Genomic DNA, 23929 nt, shown 5'->3' with positions numbered 1-23929 from the left:
ACCCCACCCGGGGGGGCGATGGCGGGGCGGGGGGGGGGGGGGGGGGCGGCGGCGGGGCGCGGGGGGGGGGGGGCGGGGGCGGGGGGGGGGGGGGGGGCGGGGCCCCGCGTCGCCCGGGTCAGCCGGCGGTCGCTTCGTCCTGGGAGGAGGCGTCCGGGATCAGGCCCGCGCCGTCGGGCTGGTCCGGGGATTCGGGGACCGTGTCGGGGGCCGGGCTGTCGGAGGAGGTGTCCGGGGACGGGGAGTCCGAGGCGAGGGTCGGGGTGGGGCAGCCGGAGGGCCAGGGGGACGGGCTGACGGGGGTGCTCGTCGCCGTGGGGGTCGGGCACTCGCTGCTCGACGGGCTGTCGCTCGGGGACGCGGAGTCGGATTCCGAGTCGGAGGGGCTCGGCGAGGTCTCGGAGTCGCTGGGGCTGGGTGACGGTGAGGTCGGGGTGGGGCCGGGCGGCGGGACCGGCTTGTCGTGGTGGCCGTCGTCGCCGATCGGGCGCTGGATCCAGGTGTTGTTGACGATGTTGATGATGGTGATGTTCTGGATGATCTGGGGCGCCGGGGTGATCACGATGACCTCGGTCGGCCGGTAGCCCTCCCAGGCCTTGCCCTTCTGGCGCGGGGTGCCCTTGAGGGCGACGGGCGCGGCGATCGGGTTGCCGCAGGCGCAGCGGACCCGGGGCAGGCCGTGCCGGTCGACGAGGACGGCGGTGCCGGCCTGGAGGACGGACTGGAAGCTGGTGGCGCTGCCGTCGCGGTAGCCGTGGTTGGTGACGCGGGTGTCCACGCGCAGCACGACGGGGGTGAGGCCGCGCAGGAAGCTCGCGATGTCGGCCCGGTCGATGCCGCTCGCCTCGGCGAAGGCGCCCGCCTTGGCCTGGTCGGAGGTGAGGAAGCGGACCTGCTTCTCGACGTCGCAGCTGCCGACGGAGCGGGTGCCGCCGTAGAGGCCGGGGGTGGAGCCGGAGTAGGACTTCAGGCCTTCGGGGTTGCCGGTGGCGCTGCCGCTCGGGGCCGGTTGCGGCGTTCGGGTGACGGGTGGCGGTGTCGCGTCCGACGTGGCGGTGGAGTCCGTGAAGGGGTCGGGGCCGTCGTCGGCGATCGGCTGCAGGTGCAGCGTGCCCTTGGCGCCGGCGGCGACACCGACGGTCTGGTCCCCGGCCCCGTCGCCGGACGAGCACCCGGCGAGCAGCAGCGCCGCGGATATTCCGAGCGCGGTGACGTACGTCTTGGTCCTGATCCGTGCGCGCACGTGTTCTCCCAGCTGTACGGCGGCGTCCTTGATCTCTCCGCTCCAGTCGGGCGCAGGCCGTACGGGCCCGCAAGTCGTGCCGGGGCCGCCCGGCGGGGCCCACACTGGAGGGGTGGACTGGTTCGTCGCCCCGGACTACTGGCTCGCCCGGCTGGTGTTCCAGCGGGGTCTCGCGGCGGTGTACCTCGTCGCGTTCGCCGGGGCCGCGCTGCAGTTCCGGGCGCTGATCGGCGAGCGCGGGATGACGCCCGTACCGCGGTATCTGGAGCGGGTGCCGTGGCGGGCGGCGCCGACGCTGTTCCGGCTGCACTATTCGGACCGCTTCTTCGCGGGGTGCGCCTGGGCCGGGGCCGCGCTGTCGGCGGCGCTACTCGCGGGCGTGGACCGGTTCGTGCCGTTGTGGGCGACGCTGCCGCTGTGGCTGGCGCCCTGGGCGCTGTATCTGTCGATCGTGAACGTGGGGCAGACCTGGTACGGCTTCGGCTGGGAGTCGCTGCTCCTGGAGACCGGGTTCCTCGCGGTGTTCCTGGGCAACGACGAGGTGGCGCCGCCGGTCCTCGTCCTGTTCCTGCTGCGCTGGCTGCTGTTCCGCCTGGAGTTCGGCGCGGGTCTGATCAAGCTGCGCGGGGACGCGTGCTGGCGGAAGCTGACGTGTCTGTACTTCCACCACGAGACGCAGCCGATGCCTGGCCCGCTGAGCTGGTTCTTCCATCATCTGCCGCGCCCGCTGCACCGCGTGGAGGTCGCGGCGAACCACGTGACGCAGCTGGCCGTTCCGTTCCTTCTCTTCACCCCGCAGCCGGTCGCCACGGTGGCCGCGTCCGTGATGATCGTGACGCAGGTGTGGCTGGTGCTGTCGGGGAACTTCGCCTGGCTGAACTGGCTGGCGATCGTGATCGCCGCGTCCGCCCTCGACCTCTCCCCGCTGCGCTCCCCGCCCGCGCTGCCCGCCGCGCCGCTCTGGTACGAGATCCTCGTGTTCGCCCTCACCGCGCTGGTCGCCGTCCTGAGCGTGCGCCCGGCCCGCAATCTGCTCTCCCGCCACCAGAGCATGAACCGCTCCTACGACGTGCTGCACCTGGTGAACACCTACGGCGCGTTCGGCAGCGTGGGCCGGATCCGGGACGAGATCGTCATCGAGGGGACGGCCGACGCGGGGCCGCGCCCGGACGCGGAGTGGCGGGCCTACGAGTTCCACGGCAAGCCCGGCGATCCGCGCCGGCTCCCCCGCCAGTTCGCCCCGTACCATCTGCGGCTCGACTGGCTGATGTGGTTCGCCGCGCTCTCCCCCGCGTACGCGCGCCCGTGGTTCGGTCCGCTGGTGGAGCGGCTCCTGGACAACGACCGGGACACGCTGCGGCTGCTGCGCCACAATCCGTTCCCGGACACGCCGCCCGCGTACGTCCGGGCCCGCGTCTTCCGTTACCGGTACACGACGTGGCGGGAGCTGCGGGAGACGGGCGCGTGGTGGGAGCGGACCTACGTGCGCGAGTTCCTGCCGCCGACCCGGCTGAGGTAGACGCGGCGCGCTGTTCCGGCGAACACGTCCGGGTCCGAGCCGCCCACCAACTCCCGCGCCGCCTCGACCACTTGGCCGTACGAGGCGGCGAGCGTGCACACGGGCCAGTCGGAGCCGAACATGACGCGCCGGGGGCCGAAGGCGTCCAGCACGGTGTCCGCGTACGGGCGCAGGCCGGCGACCGTCCAGCGTTCCCAGTCGGCTTCGGTGACGAGGCCGGAGAGTTTGCAGACGGTGTTGGGCAGCGCGGCGAGCGCGCGCAGGTCGGCGGCCCAGGGCTCGAACTCGCCTGTGGAGACCGGCGGTTTGCCCGCGTGGTCGAGGACGAAGGTGAGCTCGGGGTGCCTGGCGGCGGCCCGGACGCAAGCGGGCAGCTGGTGCGGGAGCACCACGAGGTCGTACACGAGCCCGGCCGCGGTGAGCGCGGCGAGGCCCCGGGTCACGTCGTCCCGGAGCAGCCAAGCGGGGTCCGGCTCGCCCTGGACCTGGTGGCGGATGCCCGCGAGGTGGGGTCCGCCGGGCAGCTCGCGCAGGCGGGCGAGCGCGTCGCTCACGTCCGGGCGCGTCAGGTCCGTCCAGCCGACGACGGCGGCGACGAGCGGATCGCGTGCGGCGAGCGCGAGGAACTCGGGCGTCTCCTCGGCGACGGTCACGGTCTGTACGAGGACCGTGGCCCCGACCCCGGCCGCGCGCGCCTCCGGAGCCAGGTCGGCCATGGTGAAGTCCCGCCGGATCGAGGCGAGTTCGGGACCGGTGATCCAGTCCTGGTCGCGAACGGCGAGGTCCCACACGTGGTGGTGGGCGTCGATGATCCCGGGGTCGTCGGCCGCGCTCACGGCAGCTCCCAGACGACGGGGAGTCCGGCGTCGGCGCCGTCGGCCGAGTAGTCGTGGACGACGTCGAGGAGTTCGGCCATGCGGGCCTGCCAGGCGATGTTCACGGGGAGCCGGTCCAGTTCGGCGAGCAGGCGCCCGTAGTCCTCGCACTCCAGGACGTGGAAGAGGTCGGTGCCGCTGCGCCAGATCGTCCACCGGGTGGCGCCGGCCGCGCGGATGGCGGCGGTGAGTTCGGCGGGGACCTCGCGGTGGGCCCGCTCGTACTCCTCGACGCGGTCGGCGCGGACCTTGGTGTGCAGGGCGACTCTCACGCGGGCTGCTCCTGTTCGGGGCTTGCTCGGGGTACGGGGATGTCCGCGCCGATCAGTCTCGCCTCCCGGGCCTCCTGCCAGAAGGCGTCCGGCACCCGGGCCTCGAACTGGGCGGCGGTGTCGGTGACTTCGGCGGCGGAGCGCGTGCCGACGAGGACGCCGGCGACGGCCGGGTGGCCGAACGGGAAGGCGAGGGCGGCGGCGCGCAGGGTGGTGCCGTGCCGCTCGGCGAGCGCCTTGAGGCGCAGGGCCCGGTCGAGGGTGCCGGGCTCGGCGGCGGCGTAGTCGAAGGTGGCGCCCGGCTTCGGGTCGGCGAGCAGGCCCGAGTTGAAGACGCCGCCGACGACGACGGAGACGCCGCGTTCGGCGGCCGCGGGCAGGAGGCCGGTGAGGGCGCGCTGGTCGAGGAGGCTGTAGCGGCCGGCGCACAGGACGACGTCGAGGTCGGTGTCACGGACGAACCGCGCGAGCATCTCCGCCTGGTTCATGCCGGCGCCGATGGCCCCGACGACGCCCTCGGCGCGCAGCCGTTCCAGTTCCGGGTAGGCCTCGGTGAAGGCCTGTTCGGCGTGGTCGTCGGGGTCGTGCAGGTACACGACGTCGACGCGGTCGAGGCCGAGCCGTTCGAGGCTGTCCTCCAGGGAGCGTCGGACCCCGGCGGCGCTGAAGTCCCAGACGCGGCGGTGGGTGGCGGGCACGGCGAATCCGTGGTCGAGGTCGTCGCCGCCGCCTTCGTACGGGGTGAGGAGGCGGCCGACCTTGGTGGACAGGGTGTAGGAGGCTCGGGGCCGGGCCCGCAGGGCGGCGCCGAGGCGGCGTTCGGACAGGCCGATGCCGTAGTGCGGGGCGGTGTCGTAGGCGCGGACGCCCGCGTCCCAGGCGGCGTCGACGGCGGCGCGGGCGGCGTCGTCGCCGACCGGGGTGTAGAGGTTGCCGATGCCGGCGGCGCCGAAGCCGAAGGCGGTGACGGGGACGCGGGTGCGGCCGAGGGTGCGGGTGCGCATCGCGGTCTCCGTCACTGTCCGGCGGGGCGCAGCCGCAGGCCCTGCATGCCGCCGTCGACGGCGAGGGAGGTGCCGGTGGTGGCGCCGGAGAGCGGGCTGGCGAGGTAGGCGACGGCGCCGGCGACCTCGTCGGCGGAGACGAGCCGGCCGGTGGGCTGGCGGGCTTCGAGGGCGGCGCGTTCGGCGGCCGGGTCGTCGGCCTTGTCGAGGAGGCGGCCGATCCAGGGGGTGTCGGCGGTGCCGGGGTTGACGCAGTTGACGCGGATTCCCTCTCGGACGTGGTCGGCGGCCATGGCGAGGGTGAGGGACTGCACGGCGCCCTTGGACGCGGAGTAGAGGGCGCGCTGAGGGAGTCCGGCGGTGGCGGCGATCGAGCAGGTGTTGACGATCGCGGCGTGGCGGGAGGCGCGCAGGGCGGGGAGGGCGGCGCGGGTGACGCGGACCATGCCGACGACGTTGACGTCGAGGACGCGGTGCCATTCGGCGTCGTCGTTGTCGGCGACGGTGCCCTGGGCGCCGATGCCCGCGTTGTTGACGAGGACGTCGAGTCCGCCGAGTGCCTCGACGGCGGCGCTCACGGCGGCGCGGACGGAGGCGTCGTCGGTGACGTCGGCGGTGTGGGCGCGCAGCGGCTTGTCGACGGTGGAGGTGTCGAGGTCGAGTACGGCGACGTCGGCGCCGCGCGCGGCGAGGAGTTCGGCGGTGGCGCGGCCGAGTCCGGAGGCGCCGCCGGTGACGAGGGCCTTGAGTCCGGCGAAGTCCTGGACGCTGCTGTCGCTCATGCTGCGGCTCCGTTCGGCTGGTGGGTGGCGGGCTGCCCGGCGCGGTCCTTCACCCAGAACTCACCGTCGGGGTAGGTGAATTCGGCGATGGACGCGGGGCGCATGGTGGCGGAGAAGCCGGGTGCGGTGGGGGCGGCGTAGTGGCCGCGGCGCATGACGACCGGGTCGAGGAAGTGGTCGTGGAGATGGTCGACGTACTCGATGACACGGTCCTTCGTCGTTCCCGACAGGGCGACGTAGTCGAACATCGAGAGGTGCTGGACGAGTTCGCACAGTCCCACTCCGCCGGCGTGCGGGCAGACGGGGACGCCGAACTTGGCGGCGAGCAGCAGGATCGCGAGGTTCTCGTTGACGCCGCCGACACGGGCCGCGTCGATCTGGAGGACGTCGATGGCGCCGGCCTGGAGGAGCTGCTTGAAGACGATGCGGTTCTGCACGTGTTCGCCGGTGGCGACCTTGACGGGGCCGACGGCGCGGCGGATCGCGGCGTGCCCGAGGACGTCGTCGGGGCTGGTGGGCTCCTCGACCCAGTACGGGTCGAACTCGGCGAGGGCGCGGGTCCATTCGACGGCCTCGTCGACGTTCCAGCGCTGGTTGGCGTCGACGGCCATGCGGATGCCGGGGCCGATGACGGCGCGCGCGGTGCGGCAGCGGCGGATGTCGTCGTCGAGGTCGGCGCCGACCTTCAGTTTGATCTGGGTGAACCCGTCGGCGACGGCCTGCCGGGCGAGCCGGGTGAGCTTCTCGTCGGAGTAGCCGAGCCAGCCGGGCGAGGTGGTGTAGCCGGGGTAGCCGCGTTCGAGGAGCGTGTCGGTGCGCGCGGCGGAGCCTTGTCGTCCGGCCCGCAGCAGGTCGAGGGCCTCCTGCGGGGTGAGGGCGTCGGCGATGTAGCGGAAGTCGACCTGGGAGACGAGCCATTCGGGTTCGGCGTCGGCGAGCAGCCGCCACAGGGGTTTGGCGGCGCGCTTGGCCGCGAGGTCCCAGACCGCGTTGACGACGGCGCCGACCGCCATGTGCATCACGCCCTTCTCGGGGCCGAGCCAGCGCAGCTGGCTGTCGCCGATCAGGTCGCGGTTGAGGGTGCCGGGGTCGGCGCACAGCTCGTCGAGCGGGCGGCCGATCACATGGTGGCGCAGGGCGCGGATCGCGGCGACCTGGACGTCGTTGCCGCGGCCGATGGTGAAGGTGAAGCCGTGTCCCTCGTGCCCGTCGGCGGCATCGGTGCGGAGCACGACGTAGGCGGCGGAGTAGTCGGGGTCGGGGTTCATCGCGTCGGATCCGTCCAGTTCCCGTGAGGTGGGGAAGCGGATGTCGTACGTGTCGACCGCGGTGACGCGCGGGGTGGTCGGGGTCACGGGCTGCCTTTCGGGCGGGGGCGGTGATCAGTCCTGGGCGCGGCCGGTGGTGACCCGGGCGATCATGAGGGCGAGCAGGATGATTCCGCCGTAGATGGCCTGGATCCAGAAGGACGGGACCTGGGCGAGGGTGAGCAGGTTCTGGACGACGCCGAGCAGGAGGACGCCGGTGAGCGCGCCGAACATGGTGCCCTTGCCGCCGTCGAGGCTGATGCCGCCGATGACCGCCGCGGCGAACACCGTGAAGATCATGTTGTTGCCCTGGTTGGCGCTGATCGCGCCGACGTAGCCGGTCTGCATGATGCCGCCGACGGAGGCGAGGACGCCGGCCACGACGAACACGCCGAGCATGACCCGCTCGACGCGGATGCCCGCGGCACGGGCGGCGTCGGCGTTGCCGCCGATGGCGTACAGGGCGCGGCCCACGCGGTGGTACTTGAGGATCACGCCGGCCACGCCGAAGGCGATCGCGGCGAGCCACACGGACAGGGGGATGCGCAGGAACGTGGTCGTGGCGAGGGAGAAGAACGCGTCCGGCATGCCGAACAGCGTCTTGCCCTTGGTGGCGCCGACGAGCAGGCCGCGCAGGATGATCAGCATCGCGAGCGTCACGATGAACGCGTTGAGCTTCAGCTTGACGACGAGGACGCCGTTGAAGGCGCCGATGGCCGCACCGACGACGAGGATCGAGAGCAGGGCGAGCGCGGCGGGGAACTCCGTTCCGAAGCCGGACTGGGCCACGGGGAGCACGAGGAGGGCGCCCACGGCCGGGGCGATGCCGACGACCGATTCGAGGGAGAGGTCGAACTTGCCGGTGATCAGGACGAGGGACTCGGCGAGCACGACCATCGCGAGGGCCGCGGAGGCGCCCAGGATCGAGATCAGGTTGCGTTCGGTGAGGAAGGAGTCGTTGAGGATCGCGCCCAGGACGAGGAGCAGGAGCAGGGCGGGTACGAGGGCGAGTTCCCGGGCCCGGCGGAGTACGACGCCTTTGGCTGTGCCGGTTTTCGGGCGGGGCGGGGTCTTCGTTGTCGTCTGGGGTGAGGCCGACGGGGCCTGTGTGTCAGCCATGGTGGGCTCCAGGGCGCGTATGCGCCGTAGGGGTGAAGGGTTGGTTGGCGGGTGCGGGTACGTCGTGGCTGGTCGCGCCCCGCGACGGAGTCGCTGATCGATACAGCCCCGCGCCCCTGAAGGCGCACTCCGTGCGCCCCAGGGGACGGCCGTTCGCAAGCTCACTCATCGTCGACGCCCTCGATCGAGGCGATCAGGGACTGGTCGGTCCAGCCGGCCCGGTGTTCCGCCGTGACCTGGCCGTGGAAGAGGACCAGGACGCGGTCGCAGCGGCGGAGGTCGTCGAGTTCGTCGGAGACGACCAGGACGGCGGTGCCGTCGTCGCGGGCGTGGTCGACGCGGCGCAGCAGCGACTCCTTGGACTTCACGTCGACGCCGGCCGTGGGATTGATGAGGACGAGGAGGTGCGGGTCGGCGGCGAGGGCGCGGGCCATGACGACCTTCTGGGCGTTGCCGCCGGAGAGGTCGGAGACGGGCTGTTCGGGTCCCTCGGCGTGGATGTCGAGGCGTTCGATGAGGTCACGGGCGACGGAGCGCTTGCGGTCCGTTCCCACGAACCCGTACCGGCCGAGCCGCCCGAGGACGGACATCGTGGCGTTGTCGCCGATGGACATCCCGGTGACGAGGCCCTGGTCGTGGCGGTCGCGGGGCACGCAGCCGACGCCGGCGGCGAGGGCGGCCGACACGTCCCCGAAGGGCAGCGGCGCGCCGTCGATCCGGGCCGTGCCGGAGGCCGGGGTGTGCAGTCCGGCCAGCGACTCGGCGAGGGCGATCTTGCCGCTGCCGCTGGATCCGGCGAGTCCGACGACCTCGCCGCGCCGCACGGTGAGGTCGACGTCCCGGTACGTGTCCGAGGTCAGGCCGCGCACGTCGAGGACGACCGGCGCGTCGACGCCGTCCTGCTCGACGACGGCCTCCGCCGCGGCGGCCGCCTGCTCGGCGATCGCCTCTCCCGCCATCGCCTCGACCAGTGCCGGGCGCGGGAGTTCGGCGACGGGCGCGGTGGTGATCCAGCGGGCGTCGCGCAGCACGGTGACGGTCTGGCAGACCTCGTAGACCTCCTGGAGGTGGTGCGAGATGAAGAGGAAGGTGACGCCGGAGTCCTGCAGGGCCCGCATGCGGGCGAAGAGGCGCTCGATCTCGCGGTTGTCGAGCTGGGCGGTCGGCTCGTCGAGGACGATGAAGCGGGCGCCGCCGCTGAGGGCGCGGGCGATCTCGACCATCTGGCGGTCCTCGACCTTGAGGTCGGCGGTGCGGGCGCCGGGGTCGACGTGGATGTCCCAGGTGTCGAGCAGCCGGGTGGCCTCGGTGTGCAGCTTCTTCCAGCTGAAGAAGCCGCGGCGGGCCTCGGGCTGCCGGTTGATGAACAGGTTCTCGGCGACGGTGAGTTCGGGGACGACGGTGGGCTTCTGGTAGACGCAGGCCACCTTGGCGCGCCAGGCCTCGCGGTCACCGAGGGGCGGCGCGGGCTCCCCGTCGAACAACAGGGTGCCCGCGTCCGGTTCCTGAAGGCCCGTCAGGACGGTGACGAGGGTGGACTTGCCCGCGCCGTTGCGGCCGACGAGCGCGTGGGACTCGCCCGCGCGCACGGTGAGGCGGCCGTCGGCGAGGGCGACCGTGGGCCCGTACCGTTTGGCGATGCCCCGCGCCTCGACCAGCGGGGTGCTCACGTCGGCGCTCACTTGACCGTGTTTCCCCACAGCTTCGGGTCGTCGACGTTGTCCTTGGTGACCAGCGGCGCGGGCAGCTGGTCCTCGAGGATGCCGCTGGGCAGTTGGACGATCTCCGAGTCGTGGTCGGTCGGGCCGGGCTTGAACGTCTTCCCCTGCATCGCCGCCTTGATGTAGTACATGCCGTACTTGGCGTAGGCGTCGGCGGGCTGGGAGACCGTCGCGTCGATCTGGCCCTTGCGGATCGCGTCGAACTCCTGCGGGATGCCGTCGTTCGAGACGATCGCGATGTGGCCCTTCTCGCCGGCCTTCTTGAGCATGCCCTTGGACTTGAGGGTCTGGAGGGTGGGGGCGAGGTAGACGCCGCCCGCCTGCATGTAGATGCCCTTGATGTCGGGGTTGGCGTTGAGGAGGGTGTCGAGCTTGGAGGCCGCCGCGTCCGACTCCCACTTGGCGGGGATCTCCAGGACCTTCAGCTTGGGGAACTTCTCCTTCACGCAGTCGCGGAACGCCTCGGAGCGCTCGCGGCCGTTGACCGAGGCCAGGTCTCCCATGATCTGCACGACCTTGCCCGACTTCACCTGGCCGCCGAGGAACTCGCAGGCCTTCTCGCCGTACGCGACGTTGTTGGCGCGCACGACCATGGCGACCTTGCCCTTCTCGGGCGCGACGTCGACGGCGACGACGGGCACGCCCTTGCGTTCGGCCTGGTCGAGGCCGGCGGCGATGGCGGCGCTGTCGAGCGGAGCCACGACGAGGCCCTTGACGCCCTGGTTGAGCTGGTTGTTGATGTCGGTGATCTGCTGCGAGGGGTCGCTGTTGGAGTTGACGGTCTTCAGCGCGTCGACACCTTCGGACTTCGCCGTCTTCGGCACGTAGTCGTTGTACGACTGCCAGAACGGCGAGGTCAGCAGAGGCAGGATGACGCCGACCTTGCCCTTGCCGTCGCCCGCGCCGCCACCTCCGGCGCCGGCCGCGTCGTCCTTGGTGCTGCCGCAGGCGCTCAGGGCGAGGGCGGCGGCACCGAGGAGGGCCGCCGCGCGCAGGGTCCGCCGCCGTGCGACCGCCCCGCCCTTCGAACCGTACGTGCGCTTCGTGGTGCCAGTCATCGGACCGCTCCTCGGCTCCGGAAGTCATGGGGTGCGACCGAGTACTGCCCGTCCCGACTGTGGCCGCGCCGGAATATTTATCAGACCACTTCGCCCGACCAACACCCCGCGGAACCAAGTTTTCTCGGGTTTTACGCCTCCGAGACCTCAGATAGGTCCGACCATCCCGGTAGTGGTCGGACCACCTTGCTGGTTAGACTGCGCCGCATCCAGCAGCGGGAGGACGTCATCGTGGAGCAGACCGCGCCCCGGAGGGGCACCGTCACGGAGCGCGCGATCGAGCAGCTCAAGGCGATGATCGGCAGCGGCAGCCTCGAACCGGGGCAACGGCTGCCGACGGAAAGGGACCTGGCCGCGCAGCTCGGCATCTCCCGCTCCTCGATGCGGGAGGCGATCCGGGCGCTGACCGTCCTCGGCGTCCTGGAGGCCCGGCACGGATCCGGTATCTACGTCACGCAGTTGGAGGCCGGCGACCTGCTGGAGACCTTCGGGGTCGTCGCCGATCTGTCGCGCGGGCCGCAGCTCGTGGAGCTCCTCGAAGTGCGCCGCATCCTGGAGTCGACGGCGACGGCGCTCGCCGCCGCGCGGATCAGCCGGGCCCAACTCGCCGAGGTGGAGGAGCACTTGGCGGCGATGGACGCCACGGACGACCCGGAGGAGATCCTCTCCCACGACCTCGCCTTCCACCGGGCGATCGTGGCCGCCGCCGGGAACGAGACGATGGCGGCGATCCTGGAGGGGCTGTCGTCGCGGACGTTCCGGGCGCGGGTGTGGCGGGGGTACCAGGAGGAGGGCGCGTTCGAGCGGACCCGGCGGGAGCACGCGCGGATCCACGCGGCGCTGGCGGCGCACGACCCGGAGTCCGCGCGGGCCGCGGCGGCGGCGCATGTGGGCGAGGTCGAGGCGTGGCTGCGGTTGCAGTTGCCGCGGGACTGAGCGCGCCGTAACTCCGCCGGTTTCATCGCCGGGTGCGGGTGCGTGGGGCTTCTCGCGCAGTTCCCCGCGCCCCTGGAAGGCTGCGGCTTCGCCGCGCCTTCCCCCGGCAAAAGGCACCCCGCACCTTGATCGGGGAAATGCGACCCGAAGGGTCTGCATTTCAGGGGCGCGGGGAACTGCGCGACCAGCCCCCACCGGCCCGCACCCGGCGACGAGACCGAACCGCCCGCTACGGCGCGGCAGCGCTCAGCGCTCCGATCAGGAGATCCAGCGCCCCCTCGAACGAGCTCCCCGCCATCAATGACAGATGCGGCCGAACCGCCGCGATGTGCGGATGCTCCCCCTCGGGCAGCTCCGCGTAGACGGCCCCCCAGGCCAGATCGTCCGCCCCCCGCCGCTCGTCCGGCAGCGCCATGTACGCCGCGTCGAGCGCCGCGTGCCCCAGCACCGTGTCGACGAACACGGAGTACCACCGCACGGCCTCCGCCGGCGCGAACCCCGCCCGCAGCAGCAGCCCGATCCCCGTGTCGACGGCCCGGAACTCGTGGGCCCGCCGGGTCACGCGGAACGCGGCGAGCGCCGCGACCCGCGGGTGCGCCCGGTATCCGCGGTGGATCCGCATCCCCATCTCGCGCAGCCCCGCGCGCCAGTCCATCGTGTCCGGCTCGAAGCCCTCCATCGCGCCGCCGATGATCCGGTCGGCGACGGCGAGCAGCAGGTCGTCGGTGTTGTGGAAGTAGCGGTACAGGGCGCTGGGGTCGCAGCCGAGGGCCGCGCCGAGCCGGCGCACGCTGAGCGCGTCGGGGCCGTGCTGCCCGACCAGGCGCAGCGCGCAGTCCACGATCACGTCCTCCGACAGCAGCAGCCCCGTCTTCGTGGGCCTGCGCCGCTTCCGCTCTTCCGGAACCCGTCCGTCCGCCATCCGGTACGCCCTCCTCCGCCACCGCCCGGTCACCGCGCGCTCCCCTTATGTCAACACCATTGACGCAATGCTGACAAGGCCTGTTTGATCGCAGCCACTCCCCACAGCTCACACCCTCTGGCCTCTTCAGGAGTGCGTCCATGAGAAGTGAACCACCAGGTCTGCGTCGTTCCCTCGGCGTGGTCGACGGCATCGCCGTCGCCGCCTCCAGCACCGCCGCGACCACCAGCATCGGCATCGGCATGGGCTCGCTCGCGATGACGGTGGGGCTCCAGGCCCCGGCGATCCTGCTCGTCGCGTTCGTGCCGATCCTCGGCATCGCGACGGCGTACGCCCGGCTGAACCGGCACGAACAGAACATGGGCAGCGGCTACGTCTGGGTCGGCCGCTCCCTGGGTCCCTGGCTGGGCTTCCTGACCGGCTGGGTGACCCTGCTCGGCACCCTGATCTTCATGGCGTACACGACCGCGGTGACCGGCTCGGTGTTCCTCCAGTTCGCGAACAAGGCCGGCCTGCACTCGCTGCTCGGCCTCGGTCTCGACCCGAACTCGACCGCCCTGTCGACCGTCGTCGGCCTGGTGATCCTCGCCGCCGTCACCGTCACCGCGGTCACCGGGGTCCGCAAGGCGACCCGGCTGCAGACCTGGCTGCTCGTCTTCGAGTACGCGGTCCTCCTCGGCTTCTGCGGCTGGTCCCTGGTGACCGGCTCGCACGACTTCTCCTGGTCGTGGCTGAACCCGTTCGCGATCCACAGCGGCACCGGGTTCGCGCAGGGCCTGGTGCTCGCCGTGTTCTTCTTCTGGGGCTGGGACGCCGCGTTCAGCGTCACCGAGGAGACCAAGGACGTCCGCGACGCGGGCCGCGGCGGCTTCATCGCCCTGTTCACGATGCTCGCCCTGTTCCTGTACGGGTCCGTGGCCTTCCAGCGCGAGATGTCGCTGTCCGAGCTGGTCGAGCAGGGCCCGCAGGCGCTCACGTACCTCGGGGCGAAGCTCGCCGACGAGCCGCTGGCGAGCCTGCCGCTCATGGCGCTGCTCTTCTCCGCGGTGGCCTCGCTCCAGTCCAGCGTGATCCCGACCGCGCGCGGCATGCTCGCGATGGGCCGGGACCGCACGATGGGCCAGGTCTGGACGAAGATCAGCCCGAAGTACGGCTCCCCCGCCCTCGGCACCGTCCTCGTCACCTCGATCTCGGCGGCCATCGCCCTGCTCGCCCTCGCGATCCCCAAGCTCAACGAGATGATCCTCGCGGCCGTGAACTCGATCGGCCTCGTCGTCGCCCTCTACTACGGCCTCACCGCGCTGGCCTGCGCCGTCCGCTTCCGCGGACTGCTGCGCACGAACCGGGGCGAGGCGCTGCGCGCCGTGGTGGCGCCGGGCCTGAGCGGCATCGCGCTGCTCGCCATCGGCATCTACCTGGGCCGGGACTACGCGACGATGAGCGACCACTTCGAACTCACCCCGGACAACGGCTGGTTCATGCTGTCGATCCCCGCTGCGATCATCGCCTCGGGGCTCGCGATGGCGGCCTTCGCCAAGTACCGGCGCCGCTCCCCCTACTTCGTCACCGGGCGCGGCACCGACGCCGACGCGGTCGAACTGACCGCGCCCGAGAACGTCCGCTGAACACCTCACCCCGTACAAGGAGTTGCCCCATGACCGGCACCGCACCCGCCGATCTCGTCTTCACCGGCGGTCCCGTCCACACCGGTTCCCCCGCCCGCTCGCGGGCCCGCGGTGTGGCCGTGCGCGGCGAGCGGATCGTCGCCGTAGGACATGACGAGGTGCGGGAGCTGATCGGCCCGCGCACCGAGGTCGTCGACCTGGACGGGAAGCTGCTGATCCCCGGCTTCCAGGACGCGCACATCCATCCCGTGGGCGGCGGCATCGAGATGGGCCAGTGCGACCTGAGCCACGCGGAGGCCCTGCCGGAGTACCGGGAGCTGATCGCGGCGTACGCCTCCGCGCACCCGGACGACGCGTGGATCACCGGCGGCGGCTGGTCCATGGAGGCCTTCCCCGGTGGTCTGCCGACGGCCGCCGAACTGGACTCCCTGGTGCCCGACCGGCCCGCGTACCTCGTCAACCGCGACCACCACGGCGCCTGGGTCAACTCGGCGGCGCTGCGTCTGGCCGGCATCGACCGGCACACGCCCGACCCGGCCGACGGGCGGATCGAGCGGGACGCGGACGGCGAGCCGACCGGCATGCTCCAGGAGGGCGCGGCGAACCTGGTCGGCCGGCTGCTGCCGGAGGTCACCCGCGAGGAGCGGATCGCCGGGCTGCTGCGCGCGCAGGAGCTGCTGCACTCGCTCGGCGTCACGGCCTGGCAGGACGCGCTGCTGGGCTCGCACGCCAACCTCACCGACCCGACGGACGCGTACCTGGCCTGCGCGGACGACGGCCGCCTCACCGCCCGCGTGGTCGGTTCCCTGTGGTGGGACCGGGCGCGGGGCACCGAGCAGATCGAGGAGCTGATCGCCCGCCGCGCGGCGGGCACCCGGGGCCGGCTGCGCTCCACGACCGTGAAGATCATGCAGGACGGCGTCGCGGAGAACGGCACGGCGGCGCTGCTCGGCCCGTACCTGGACAGCTGCGGCTGCCGGAGCGACAACAGCGGCATCAGCTTCGTGCCGCCGGAGGACCTCAAGAAGTACGTGACCGCGCTGGACGCGCACGGGTTCCAGGTGCACTTCCACGCGCTCGGCGACCGTGCGGTGCGCGAGGCGCTCGACGCCGTGGAGGCGGCCCGCGCGGCCAACGGCTGGACGGACCACCGGCCGCACCTGGCGCATCTGCAGGTGGTGCACCCGGACGACATCGGCCGTTTCCGGGCGCTCGGCGCGACCGCGAACATGCAGCCGCTGTGGGCTGCGCACGAGCCGCAGATGGACGAGCTGACGATCCCGTTCCTGGGTGCGGAGCGGGCCGGGTGGCAGTACCCGTTCGGCGATCTGCTGCGGGCGGGGGCGACGCTCGCCGCGGGCAGCGACTGGCCGGTGAGCAGCCCGGACCCGCTGGAGGGCATCCACGTGGCGGTGAACCGGATCGTGCCGGAGGCGCCCGAGGGCACCCCGGTGTTCCTGCCGGAGCAGCGTCTGACGCTCCAGGACGCGCTCACCGCGTACACGGCGGGCAGCGCGTACGTGAACGGGCTCGACGCCGAGACGGGCACGATCGCGCCCGGGTACCTGGCCGACTTGGTGGTCCTGGACCGGGACCCGTTCGCGGGCCCGGCCGAGGAGATCGCCTCGACGCGGGTGGAGGGGACGTACGTCGGGGGCCGGCGCGTGTTCGGCTAGGTCCTGCCGGAAGCGAAGACGACGCCGAAGGCCGAGGCCGGGCGCGGCACCGGCCGGCCCCCGTGCGGTCACACCTGCGACTTGTGCAGTTCGAACCGTGCGAGGTGGACGTCGGCCCGCGCCTGCGTGATCCGCAGCCGGAAGCGGCGGGCCGTCACCGGTGTGCCGAGGGCGAGGATGCGGGCGGCGCCGACGGTGCCCGCGCCGGTGACGGCGGTCCAGCCGCCGTCACCCTCGGCCTCGACGACGAAGCTCTCGACCTGCTGGCCGTGCCGGATGTCCTCCGCGAGCCGGATCCGGTCCACGGCCACCGGGCGGCCGAGGTCGACGGTGCGGGTGCCCGCGTCGTCGACGGTGACCTTCGCGTCCCGCGCGAGGTCGCCCGGCAGCTCGCGGTCGGTGCGCTCGCGGAACTCCCTCAGCCGGGTCACGTCGGCGGCCGGGAGCAGGCCGTTCGTGTCCGGCGGCACGTTGAGCAGCAGCACGGCACCGCGACCCACCGAGCGGAACCAGATGTCGGTGAGCTGCGCGACCGACTTGGGCTGCTGGTCGGAGTGGTAGAACCAGCCGGGCCGGATCGACACGTCGCACTCGGCGGGCCACCACTGGAGGTAGGCGGCCTTGGAGCGGGCCTCCAGGAGCGCGTCGCGGCTGCCGTCGTCCGGCGCGTCGTAGGGCAGCGCGTAGTCGTACTTGCCGTTGCCGGAGTCCTTGACCGGGATGACGCTCCACTCGTTCTCGCGGGCCAGTCCGCCCTCGTTGCCGACCCAGCGGACGTCGGGCCCGGACACGGCGATCGAGGCGTCCGGGGCGAGTGCGCGGATCAGCGCGTACCAGCTGTCCCAGTCGTACTTCTCGACCTTGTCCGGCGGGATCCGGCCCTGCGACCCGTCGAACCAGACCTCGTCGACGGGCCCGTACTCGGTGAGCACCTCGTAGAGCTGGTTGAGCATGTGGGCGCCGTAGTCCGTGGCGTCGAGCTCGTACGTGGTCAGGTCGCGCCCGGCGCGGTCGTCGCCGTCGACGAGTTCGGGGATCGTGCGGGTGGAGCGGGCGCTGCCGTTGGCGTAGACGCCGTCGAGGTACTGGTTCTCGTCGGCGGGCGAGACGTAGACGCCGACCTTGATGCCGTGGCGGCGCATGGAGGCGGCGAAGTCGCGCAGGACGTCGCCCTTGCCGCCGCGCCAGCTGCTGGAGCGGACGCTGTGGCCGGTGTACCGGGACGGGTAGAGGACGAAGCCGTCGTGGTGCTTGACGGTGAGGATGGCGAGCTTGAAGCCGCCGTCGGCGAGGGCGCGGGCCCACTGGTCGGTGTCGAGCCCGGTGGGCTGGAAGATCTCCGGGTCCTCGTCTCCGATGCCCCATTCGAGGCCGGTGAAGGTGTTGACGCCGAAGTGCAGGAACGCGGTCTTCTCCAGGCCCTGCCAGGCGATCTGGCGGGGAGTGGGCCGGACCTGGGACGCCTTGGCGACGAGTTCGTCAAGGGTGTCGTCGGGGCTCACGGGGATCCGGAAGCGGGGTTCGGCGGCGCCGCGCGCGGTCGCCGCGGAGGCGGCGGACGCGGGCAGGCCGGTGGTGGCGACGGCGGCGGTGGCCGTCGCGGCGAACAGGAGGTGCCGTCTGCTGAGTGCCATGCGGGTGGGTCCCTTTCGTCGCGGCCTGGTTCCGCTCAGTTCTGGGTGAGGGTCCAGGTCGTCGGGGTCTCCTGGTCGGGCGGGTACTGCGCGAGCCCGCCGTCGGGGCCGGCGTCGAGCGTCATGCGGGTGATGGCGTTGGTGAGGGTGAGGCCGCCCGGCGCACGGGTGAGCTGCCAGCGCTGGAGGGTGTTCTCGGGGTCGCAGGTCTCCCAGGTGGCGGCGGAGCCGGGCTGCAGCGGCACGTTGAGGGTGAGCTTGCCGCTGCGGGTCTCCAGGCAGGTGCCGGAGGCGGTGTCGGTGAGCGTGGCGTAGCCGTCGGGGGTGCGGGCGACGCGGACCGTGCGGGCGGGGGTGCGTCCGGCGCGGTCGGCGAGGGTGTACGTGCCGTCGGCGACGGGGACGCGGGTCAGGTCGCGCAGGCCGGGCGCGGTGCCGACCGCCGCGGCGCGGGCGGTGAAAGCGCCGTAGTCGGCGTCGGGGTGGGCGGCGCCCCACGTGACCTGGGCGATGTGGGCGAGGGCAGGGGCAGTGGCCCGCGCGACCTCGTTCTCGGTCTCGCCGCGACCGTTGTCGGGCCAGAGGCTGATCTTGGCTCCGGTGATGCCCTTGCTGGAGGTCAGCTTCTCGCCCTCGAAGCTGCGCGGGTCCCACTGCTCGTCGTAGAGCTTGCGGGTGTTCGTGTGGAAGCCGCCGCGCACGAGGTAGAGCGAGTAGGCGGCGTTCATCACCGGGTGGCCCTGCGCGATGAGGGTGCTGGGCCTGACCTTGACGTTCAGCCAGTGTTCGACGGTGGTGCCGGGGGCGACCGGCACGGTGTTGGCGCCGGTCAGGCCGTCGTTCCAGATGCGCAGCGCCTTGCCCTTGCTCCGCGCGTAGGCCTCGACGCGGTTGACGAAGTCGATGAACGCGTCCTGGGGCGTGGCGTCCGGGCCGTACTTCTCGCGCGCGTACTCCAGGACGTGCGGGTACTTGGCGAAGTCGGAGCCGAGCATGTACTCGTCGGCGCCCATGTGCCACCAGCGGGCCGGGAAGACGTCGGCGTACTCGTCGACGAGGCTCTTGTAGTAGGCGAACGCCTCGGGCTTGGTGACGTCGAGGCGGGAGGGCTGGGCCTTGCCGTCGGTGTCGACGAGCTGGAGGTCGGGGCGGTTCTCGATCCACGGGTCCATGTGCCCGGGTGAGTTGATCTCGGGGACGATCGTGACGTGGTACTTCTCGCCGAGCGCGACGAGCCGGCGGATCTCGCCCTTGGTGTAGTAGCCCCAGGTGTTCGCCTCGGGGTGCCGGTCGCTCTTGACCTTGATCTCGAGGAGCAGCTGGTTGAGCTTGCGGTACGCCATGTCGCGGACGAGGTTCTCCAGCCAGTCGGTGGAGATGTGCACGTAGCAGGCGCAGACGCCGACGCCGCGCTCCGGGTAGCGGGGCACGTCGACGGTCCGTCCGGCCGGGATCGTGTCGCCCCGGGCGAGGAGCTGGAGCAGGGTGCGGGTGCCGTAGAACGCTCCGGTCTCGGCGGCGCCGGTGATCTCCAGGCGCTGCCCGGCCCGCAGCTCGTAGCCCTCCGTGCCGAGCGGCTCCCGGCCGGGGGCGACGTCGACGACGATGTCACCGGTCCTGGCGGGGCCGTCGGTGACGGGCACGGTGCCGTGGCCGGCCGCGCGCAGGTCGCCGGCGAGGGTGCGGGCGACGCGGCGGGACGCGGTGTCGTCGGCGACGAGCCTGGTCCGGTCGCCGAAGGTGTAGGTGCCCTGTCCCGCCGTCCAGTCGGTCAGGGCCGGCAGGGTCTGCGGGGCGGCGGCCTCGGCACCGGGGGCGGCGTGGGCGGCGGTGACGGGGAGCGCCGCGACGAGGAGGGCCAGGGCGGCGCCGACGATGCGCGGTCTGCGGCGCCCTGCGGGCGGTTTCGTACGCGACTCGGTCAACATGAGATCCGAGGATTCCCGCACCCAGGATCATCGGTCCATGGACATCCCCGGCGAATACTTGGACATCCGGTCGCGACCGCCCGGGACACATCGGATGTTCCGCACGTCTCGTCCCGCGGGCTGTACGGCCCCGGACACACGTCGGCCCGCGCCTCCGGTCAGGAAGGCGCGGGCGGGCGATCCACTTCTCTCGAGCCGTGGCGTCGGACTCAGTCGACGCTGGGCAGGATGTGCGGCTCGGCGAGATCCTCCTCGTAGCCCGCGAGTCGGATCGGGGCCGACCGGGCCCAGACCTCGAGGCTGCCGAGGCGCTCCGGCCGTCGGCCGGCCCGGTCCGCTCGATCCTTCGGGCGTTGCTCTCGCGTCGTCTTCTCTGGTGTCACCGCGCACTCCTTGTGTGTCGGGGTAACCCTCACCGGCATGACCGGCCCAGCTTCACGCGGGGCACTGGACACCCGATCGGGCTTGAGTGGAAGGCCAGTTCGGGCGCGGTGGCGCCGGTGTCGCTGGTGGAATCGACCTGTGGTGATCGGTCTTTCCCTGGACGGCCCCTGGGTCGGGTGGGACCCACTTGCGGTGACCGTCCGGCTACAGCCTAACCATATGAGCGCGGGTCCGCTCACCGGGGCTGAAGATTTTACGTACCTGAGAGGTTTACGTGAGTTCATTCAGCCATGGCGGACCGTTCAGGCGCGACTGCTTTTTCCTGTTCTTTCCGCCACAGCCCGACTTGGGCGTTTCAGGAGGTGGGGGCGGGGCGGTCGGTGTCGATGACGCGGCCCGGCTCGTCCGTCGGCTGGGCCGAGGGCCGTGAGGTGGCCTCCGGGGAACCGGTGGGTCCGGCGGCCGGAGCCGGGTCCCGCGGGGTCCGGCCGTCCGGCGGCGGCGGGCCGGTCGGGCTGGCCGTCGCGGTGCCCGCCGCCTCGTTCGCGAGGGCGTCGAAGTCCACGTCACCGGTGTTCTCCAGCATGGTGATGTGGTCGAGCACGGTCTGGTTGGCGTCCGTGGCGAGCTCCCGCACGAGCGTGTTGCGGGTCGTGTGGCGGACCTGGGCGATGAGGGCGAACACCTTGCCGTGGGAGTCGCGCAGCAGATTGGCGAACTTCCGCTCATAGTCCTTGCCGCGCGCGGCGCTCAGCTGAGCCAGCCAGCCCTGCTGCTGCGCGTTCGGCTGGCTCGGCAGTTCCACGCCGAGCCGGGACGCGACCGACCGCACCCGCTGGTCGAGATCGGTGTGCCCGACGACGAGGTGGTCCCCCGCCTCGCGCACGGCCCGCGTCGGCGCCCGCTCCATGGCCTGCTGTCCCGCGGGGATCTCCCAGAGCCCGGCGAGCCGGACCTTCACGATGAAGTCCCGGTCCGTCGCGGACAGCGGCCCCCACCGGGTGGCCACCGTGCCGGCGTCCAGGTTCGCCTGCCCCGTCCCCGACCGGTCGGCGTACGACCAGATCGGGAACGCCAGGGCGGCGACGGTGGCGAGGAGAGCGGCGATGATCAGAGCGGTGCCGTTGACGCGACGCAAGCGGGCCTCCCGGTGACCGGCGTCGGCTCGCCCGTGCGGCGAGCTACGTGGTGGTACGGGAAGATACGGCCGCCGGGTCCGCCGTGTTCACTTCCTCGCGGTGTTCGTCCCCCTCGCTCACGGTGGGTGTACGGCCGCGCCAGGCCCGGACCACGAGCACTACGCCCACCACGGCGACGGCCGCGACGAGCAGCGCCGCGTCCGGGACGTGTCCGCCGGCCGACCGGGCCCACTGCTCGACGGCGAACGAGTCGTCCACGTCCAGGAGTCCGGGCAGCGCCGTCGTCCCGTCGAACACCAGGAACAGGGTGCCGAGGGCGAGGAAGAAGAGGCCCGAGACGAGCGAGGTCGAGTGGGTCTCGAAGCGGCCGAGGCGCACGGCACGGCCGCGCAGGAACCGGCGCCGCCCCAGGTCGAACCGCTCCCACAGCAGCGCGAGCAGGAACAGCGGCACGGCCATCCCGAGGGCGTAGACCGCGAGCAGGACGCCGCCGTACACGGGATGCCCGCCGAGCGCGGCGACGGTCAGGACGCTGCCGAGGATGGGGCCCGCGCAGAATCCGGCGAGCCCGTAGACGGCGCCGAGCGCGTAGACGGACAGGGCGGTGGTGGGGCGGATGCGCCCGGAGAGCTCGGTGAGCCGCCGGGAGGTGAATCCGCGCCCCGCGATCTGGAGCACCCCGAGCACGATGACGGTCCAGCCGCCGACCGTGACGAGCAGGTCCCGGTGCCCGTAGAAGAAGCGGCCGGCGTACGAGCCGGCGGCGCCGAGCGGGACCAGGGTCGTGGCGAGGCCGAGGTAGAAGACGCCGGTGCGGGCGACGAGCCGGGTGGGGCTGTCGATCGAGTAGGCGAAGAACGCGGGGAGCAGCAGCGCGCTGCACGGGCTGAGCAGGGCGAGCAGACCGCCGAGGAACGCCGCGAGGTAGCCGATGTCGCTCACTGGGCGTCCCGCGCCTTCTTCTCCTCCTGCGCCTTCGCGGTCTCGACGGCCTGCTCGAAGACCGCGTCGGACTGGGCGCCCGCGATGGGCTGACCGTTGATCAGGAAGGAGGGCGTGGAGGTGGCGCCCAGGCTGTACGCCTCGTCCTGGTCCTTCTTGACGGCCGCGTGGGCCTGTTCGCCGTCGAGGTCGCGGCGGAACCGGTCGAGGTCCTTCACCCCGGCCTCCCGGGCGAGCGCGTCGAGGCGGTCCGCGCCGAAGCCCTTCTCCTTGGCGCCCTCGGCGTAGGCGGCCGCGTGGAACTGCCAGAAGCGGCCCTGCTGTCCGGCGGCCCAGGCGGCGCGCGCCGCGGTCTCGGACTCGGCGCCGAAGATGGGGAAGTTGCGCCACTCGATGCGCAGGGTGCCGTCCTCGACGTACTTCTTCACGAGGCCGGGCTCGGTGTCGCGGGCGAACTTCCCGCAGTAGCCGCACCGGAAGTCGGCGTACTCGATGAGGACGACGGGCGCGTCGGCGCGGCCCTGCGCGAGCGGGTCCTTCGCCTCGCGGCGGGCGAGCTTCACGAGGGCCTGGGTGGTCTCGTCGGCGGGCCCCTGCTCGACGGTCGCGGCGCTGCCGGTGCTTGCGGCGTCACGCGGCTCGGGCTTGGTGGCGGTGTAGGAGACGAGGCCGAGCAGGGCGGCGGCCACGGCGACGCCGGCGCCGATGACGAGGGGGCGGGCGGTCTTCTTCTTCTCGGGCATGCCGAAAGGTCCTTGCGTGAGGAGGAGGTGACGGTGCGACGGGTTCCGGGCAGGCGGAAGCGGCCCGGGGCGTCGGCTACACGCGCAGGACGGACAGTTCGACGGGTGACGGCGCGTCGGCCGGGGGCGGGGCGCGGCCGGCGGGGGTGCGGGGTGCGAGCGCGTCGAGCAGCGCGGCGGCGCCCCGGCCGTGCTCGTGCGCGAGCGGCGCGAGGAGTTCGTGCGCGGCGGTGCCGCGGTGCGGCAGGCCCTGCCGGTCGTCGGGGGCGTGCTGCCGCTGCGGGTCGCAGCCCGGGACGGCCGGCGCCGCCTGCCGGCTCGCGCTGATCTCGGCGGCGCCGGGCGCGGCCGAGGCGAAGGACCGGGCGCAGTGCTGCGCGCCGAGGACGGACAGGAGCAGGCCGATGAGCACGACGCCCCACAGCACGCGGGTGCGGGGGACGGTGCGGGGCATGCGGGCCATTGTGCCCCACGCGGGGGACGGACCGTTAACGTCCCGTTGACCGGTCCGTCAGGTGTCCATGGTCGGCTGGGGTCGACCACCGGAAGACCTTCGGGAGGAGTCACCCATGCCGTCCCCGCACCGCTTCGAACCTTGCACCGTCGAGGAGCTGATGGCGGCGCTGCGCGCCCTCGGCCCCGAGCACGCGCTGCGGACGGCGGCGCTGCTGCGCCGCGCGCACCCCAGCGACAAGGAGCTCCAGCTCGCCGGGCTCGTCCACGGTCTGGTCGGCGACACGGGTGAGGCGGCCCCGACCGCCGAGGCCGTGCGCGGGCTGCTCGGCGAGCGGGTGGCCCGACTGGTGCGGCTGCGCGTCCCGGCGCGGCGCTATCTGGCGGCGGTCGAGCCCGGCGCCGTCCCGGCCGGGTCCGGTCTGCGCGGCGGGCCGATGAGTCCGGGCGAGGCGGCCGCGTTCGAGGCCGATCCGCTGGCGCGGGACGCGGTGGCGCTGTGCCGGGCGACGGACGACGCGGGCCGGGCGGCGGGTCCGGGCGCGGGGGTCGTGGAGGACTGGCGCGAGCTGCTGGAGCGGGCCGCGCAGGGGCTCCTGCGGACGCCCGCCCACAGCCGCTGATCCGCCCGCTCCCCGCCCGCCCCG

22 protein-coding genes are annotated in these 23929 nt (G+C 72.8%); 5 read left to right on the top strand and 17 right to left on the bottom strand.

Features of this window, described 5'->3' with window-relative positions:
- Nucleotides 1–118: 118 nt before the first annotated feature.
- Nucleotides 119–1243: a DUF6777 domain-containing protein gene (locus ACFW9D_RS10925; RefSeq protein WP_384620243.1), complete on the bottom strand. Its 1125-nt coding sequence runs from the start codon at nucleotides 1241–1243 to the stop codon at nucleotides 119–121.
- Nucleotides 1244–1355: 112 nt separating this feature from the next.
- On the opposite strand from ACFW9D_RS10925, the gene ACFW9D_RS10920 reads away from it, so the two are divergent.
- Complete coding sequence (locus tag ACFW9D_RS10920; protein ID WP_384620241.1) at nucleotides 1356–2762, top strand: lipase maturation factor family protein; 1407 nt, start codon at nucleotides 1356–1358, stop codon at nucleotides 2760–2762.
- On the opposite strand, the gene ACFW9D_RS10915 is transcribed toward ACFW9D_RS10920, so the two are convergent.
- The 8 genes from ACFW9D_RS10915 to ACFW9D_RS10880 form a co-directional block, all read right to left on the bottom strand.
- Nucleotides 2723–3598, bottom strand: a complete 876-nt coding sequence (locus ACFW9D_RS10915; RefSeq protein WP_384620238.1) for an amidohydrolase family protein — start codon at nucleotides 3596–3598, stop codon at nucleotides 2723–2725. The genes ACFW9D_RS10920 and ACFW9D_RS10915 overlap by 40 nt on opposite strands.
- Nucleotides 3595–3909, bottom strand: coding sequence for an L-rhamnose mutarotase (locus ACFW9D_RS10910; protein ID WP_384620235.1), 315 nt, complete (start codon nucleotides 3907–3909; stop codon nucleotides 3595–3597). The genes ACFW9D_RS10915 and ACFW9D_RS10910 overlap by 4 nt, the downstream gene beginning before the upstream one ends.
- Nucleotides 3906–4913 carry an aldo/keto reductase gene (locus ACFW9D_RS10905; RefSeq protein WP_384620233.1) on the bottom strand — a complete coding sequence of 336 codons (1008 nt, stop codon included), beginning with the start codon at nucleotides 4911–4913 and terminating at the stop codon, nucleotides 3906–3908. Before ACFW9D_RS10905 ends, ACFW9D_RS10910 begins: the two co-directional genes overlap by 4 nt.
- Nucleotides 4914–4924: 11 nt before the next feature.
- Entirely contained in the window at nucleotides 4925–5695 is a 771-nt protein-coding gene (locus tag ACFW9D_RS10900) for an SDR family NAD(P)-dependent oxidoreductase (RefSeq protein WP_384620230.1), read from the bottom strand.
- A complete protein-coding gene (locus ACFW9D_RS10895; protein WP_384620227.1) occupies nucleotides 5692–7050 on the bottom strand; it encodes an L-fuconate dehydratase in 1359 nt (452 codons plus the stop codon). Before ACFW9D_RS10895 ends, ACFW9D_RS10900 begins: the two co-directional genes overlap by 4 nt.
- A 27-nt stretch (nucleotides 7051–7077) precedes the next feature.
- The gene (locus ACFW9D_RS10890) at nucleotides 7078–8121 is read right to left on the bottom strand and encodes an ABC transporter permease (RefSeq protein WP_384620224.1); all 1044 of its coding nucleotides are present in this window, start codon (nucleotides 8119–8121) and stop codon (nucleotides 7078–7080) included.
- Between the two features lie 161 nt (nucleotides 8122–8282).
- Nucleotides 8283–9791 carry a sugar ABC transporter ATP-binding protein gene (locus ACFW9D_RS10885; protein WP_384620284.1) on the bottom strand — a complete coding sequence of 503 codons (1509 nt, stop codon included), beginning with the start codon at nucleotides 9789–9791 and terminating at the stop codon, nucleotides 8283–8285.
- An 8-nt stretch (nucleotides 9792–9799) separates the two neighbouring features.
- Nucleotides 9800–10900 carry a sugar ABC transporter substrate-binding protein gene (locus ACFW9D_RS10880; RefSeq protein WP_384620222.1) on the bottom strand — a complete coding sequence of 367 codons (1101 nt, stop codon included), beginning with the start codon at nucleotides 10898–10900 and terminating at the stop codon, nucleotides 9800–9802.
- A 231-nt stretch (nucleotides 10901–11131) separates the two neighbouring features.
- On the opposite strand from ACFW9D_RS10880, the gene ACFW9D_RS10875 reads away from it, so the two are divergent.
- Nucleotides 11132–11836, top strand: coding sequence for a FadR/GntR family transcriptional regulator (locus tag ACFW9D_RS10875; protein ID WP_188341181.1), 705 nt, complete (start codon nucleotides 11132–11134; stop codon nucleotides 11834–11836).
- A gap of 229 nt (nucleotides 11837–12065) precedes the next feature.
- On the opposite strand, the gene ACFW9D_RS10870 is transcribed toward ACFW9D_RS10875, so the two are convergent.
- Nucleotides 12066–12758 carry a TetR/AcrR family transcriptional regulator gene (locus ACFW9D_RS10870; RefSeq protein WP_188335688.1) on the bottom strand — a complete coding sequence of 231 codons (693 nt, stop codon included), beginning with the start codon at nucleotides 12756–12758 and terminating at the stop codon, nucleotides 12066–12068.
- A gap of 140 nt (nucleotides 12759–12898) precedes the next feature.
- On the opposite strand from ACFW9D_RS10870, the gene ACFW9D_RS10865 reads away from it, so the two are divergent.
- The gene (locus tag ACFW9D_RS10865; protein WP_384620219.1) at nucleotides 12899–14383 is read left to right on the top strand and encodes an APC family permease; all 1485 of its coding nucleotides are present in this window, start codon (nucleotides 12899–12901) and stop codon (nucleotides 14381–14383) included.
- A gap of 29 nt (nucleotides 14384–14412) precedes the next feature.
- Nucleotides 14413–16059 (top strand): amidohydrolase, encoded by a 1647-nt coding sequence (locus tag ACFW9D_RS10860; RefSeq protein ID WP_384620216.1) that lies wholly within the window; start codon nucleotides 14413–14415, stop codon nucleotides 16057–16059.
- Between the two features lie 68 nt (nucleotides 16060–16127).
- On the opposite strand, the gene ACFW9D_RS10855 is transcribed toward ACFW9D_RS10860, so the two are convergent.
- From ACFW9D_RS10855 to ACFW9D_RS10825, 7 genes are all read right to left on the bottom strand, one after another.
- A complete protein-coding gene (locus ACFW9D_RS10855) occupies nucleotides 16128–17693 on the bottom strand; it encodes an alpha-L-fucosidase (RefSeq protein WP_384620213.1) in 1566 nt (521 codons plus the stop codon).
- A 35-nt stretch (nucleotides 17694–17728) separates the two neighbouring features.
- Entirely contained in the window at nucleotides 17729–19621 is a 1893-nt protein-coding gene (locus ACFW9D_RS10850) for a family 20 glycosylhydrolase (protein WP_384620211.1), read from the bottom strand.
- A 209-nt stretch (nucleotides 19622–19830) separates the two neighbouring features.
- A complete protein-coding gene (locus tag ACFW9D_RS10845; protein ID WP_188335693.1) occupies nucleotides 19831–20004 on the bottom strand; it encodes a hypothetical protein in 174 nt (57 codons plus the stop codon).
- Nucleotides 20005–20360: 356 nt separating this feature from the next.
- Complete coding sequence (locus ACFW9D_RS10840; RefSeq protein WP_188335694.1) at nucleotides 20361–21143, bottom strand: DUF4142 domain-containing protein; 783 nt, start codon at nucleotides 21141–21143, stop codon at nucleotides 20361–20363.
- 43 nt (nucleotides 21144–21186) lie between these two features.
- Nucleotides 21187–22086 (bottom strand): cytochrome c biogenesis CcdA family protein, encoded by a 900-nt coding sequence (locus ACFW9D_RS10835; RefSeq protein WP_384620206.1) that lies wholly within the window; start codon nucleotides 22084–22086, stop codon nucleotides 21187–21189.
- On the bottom strand, nucleotides 22083–22829 hold the full coding sequence (locus ACFW9D_RS10830) for a DsbA family protein (RefSeq protein ID WP_384620203.1): 747 nt from the start codon (nucleotides 22827–22829) through the stop codon (nucleotides 22083–22085). Before ACFW9D_RS10830 ends, ACFW9D_RS10835 begins: the two co-directional genes overlap by 4 nt.
- A gap of 76 nt (nucleotides 22830–22905) precedes the next feature.
- Entirely contained in the window at nucleotides 22906–23283 is a 378-nt protein-coding gene (locus ACFW9D_RS10825; protein ID WP_384620200.1) for a hypothetical protein, read from the bottom strand.
- Between the two features lie 115 nt (nucleotides 23284–23398).
- Between ACFW9D_RS10825 and ACFW9D_RS10820 the strand changes: the two genes are divergently transcribed.
- The gene (locus ACFW9D_RS10820) at nucleotides 23399–23905 is read left to right on the top strand and encodes a metal-dependent phosphohydrolase (RefSeq protein ID WP_384620197.1); all 507 of its coding nucleotides are present in this window, start codon (nucleotides 23399–23401) and stop codon (nucleotides 23903–23905) included.
- Nucleotides 23906–23929: the final 24 nt, after the last annotated feature.

Origin of the sequence: Streptomyces sp. NPDC059524 (assembly GCF_042749255.1) — a bacterium.
GTDB classification, from domain to species: Bacteria; Actinomycetota; Actinomycetes; order Streptomycetales; family Streptomycetaceae; genus Streptomyces; species Streptomyces xanthii.
Note: the sequence above shows the minus strand (reverse complement) of the source record. Positions and strands in the feature narration are given on the sequence as shown.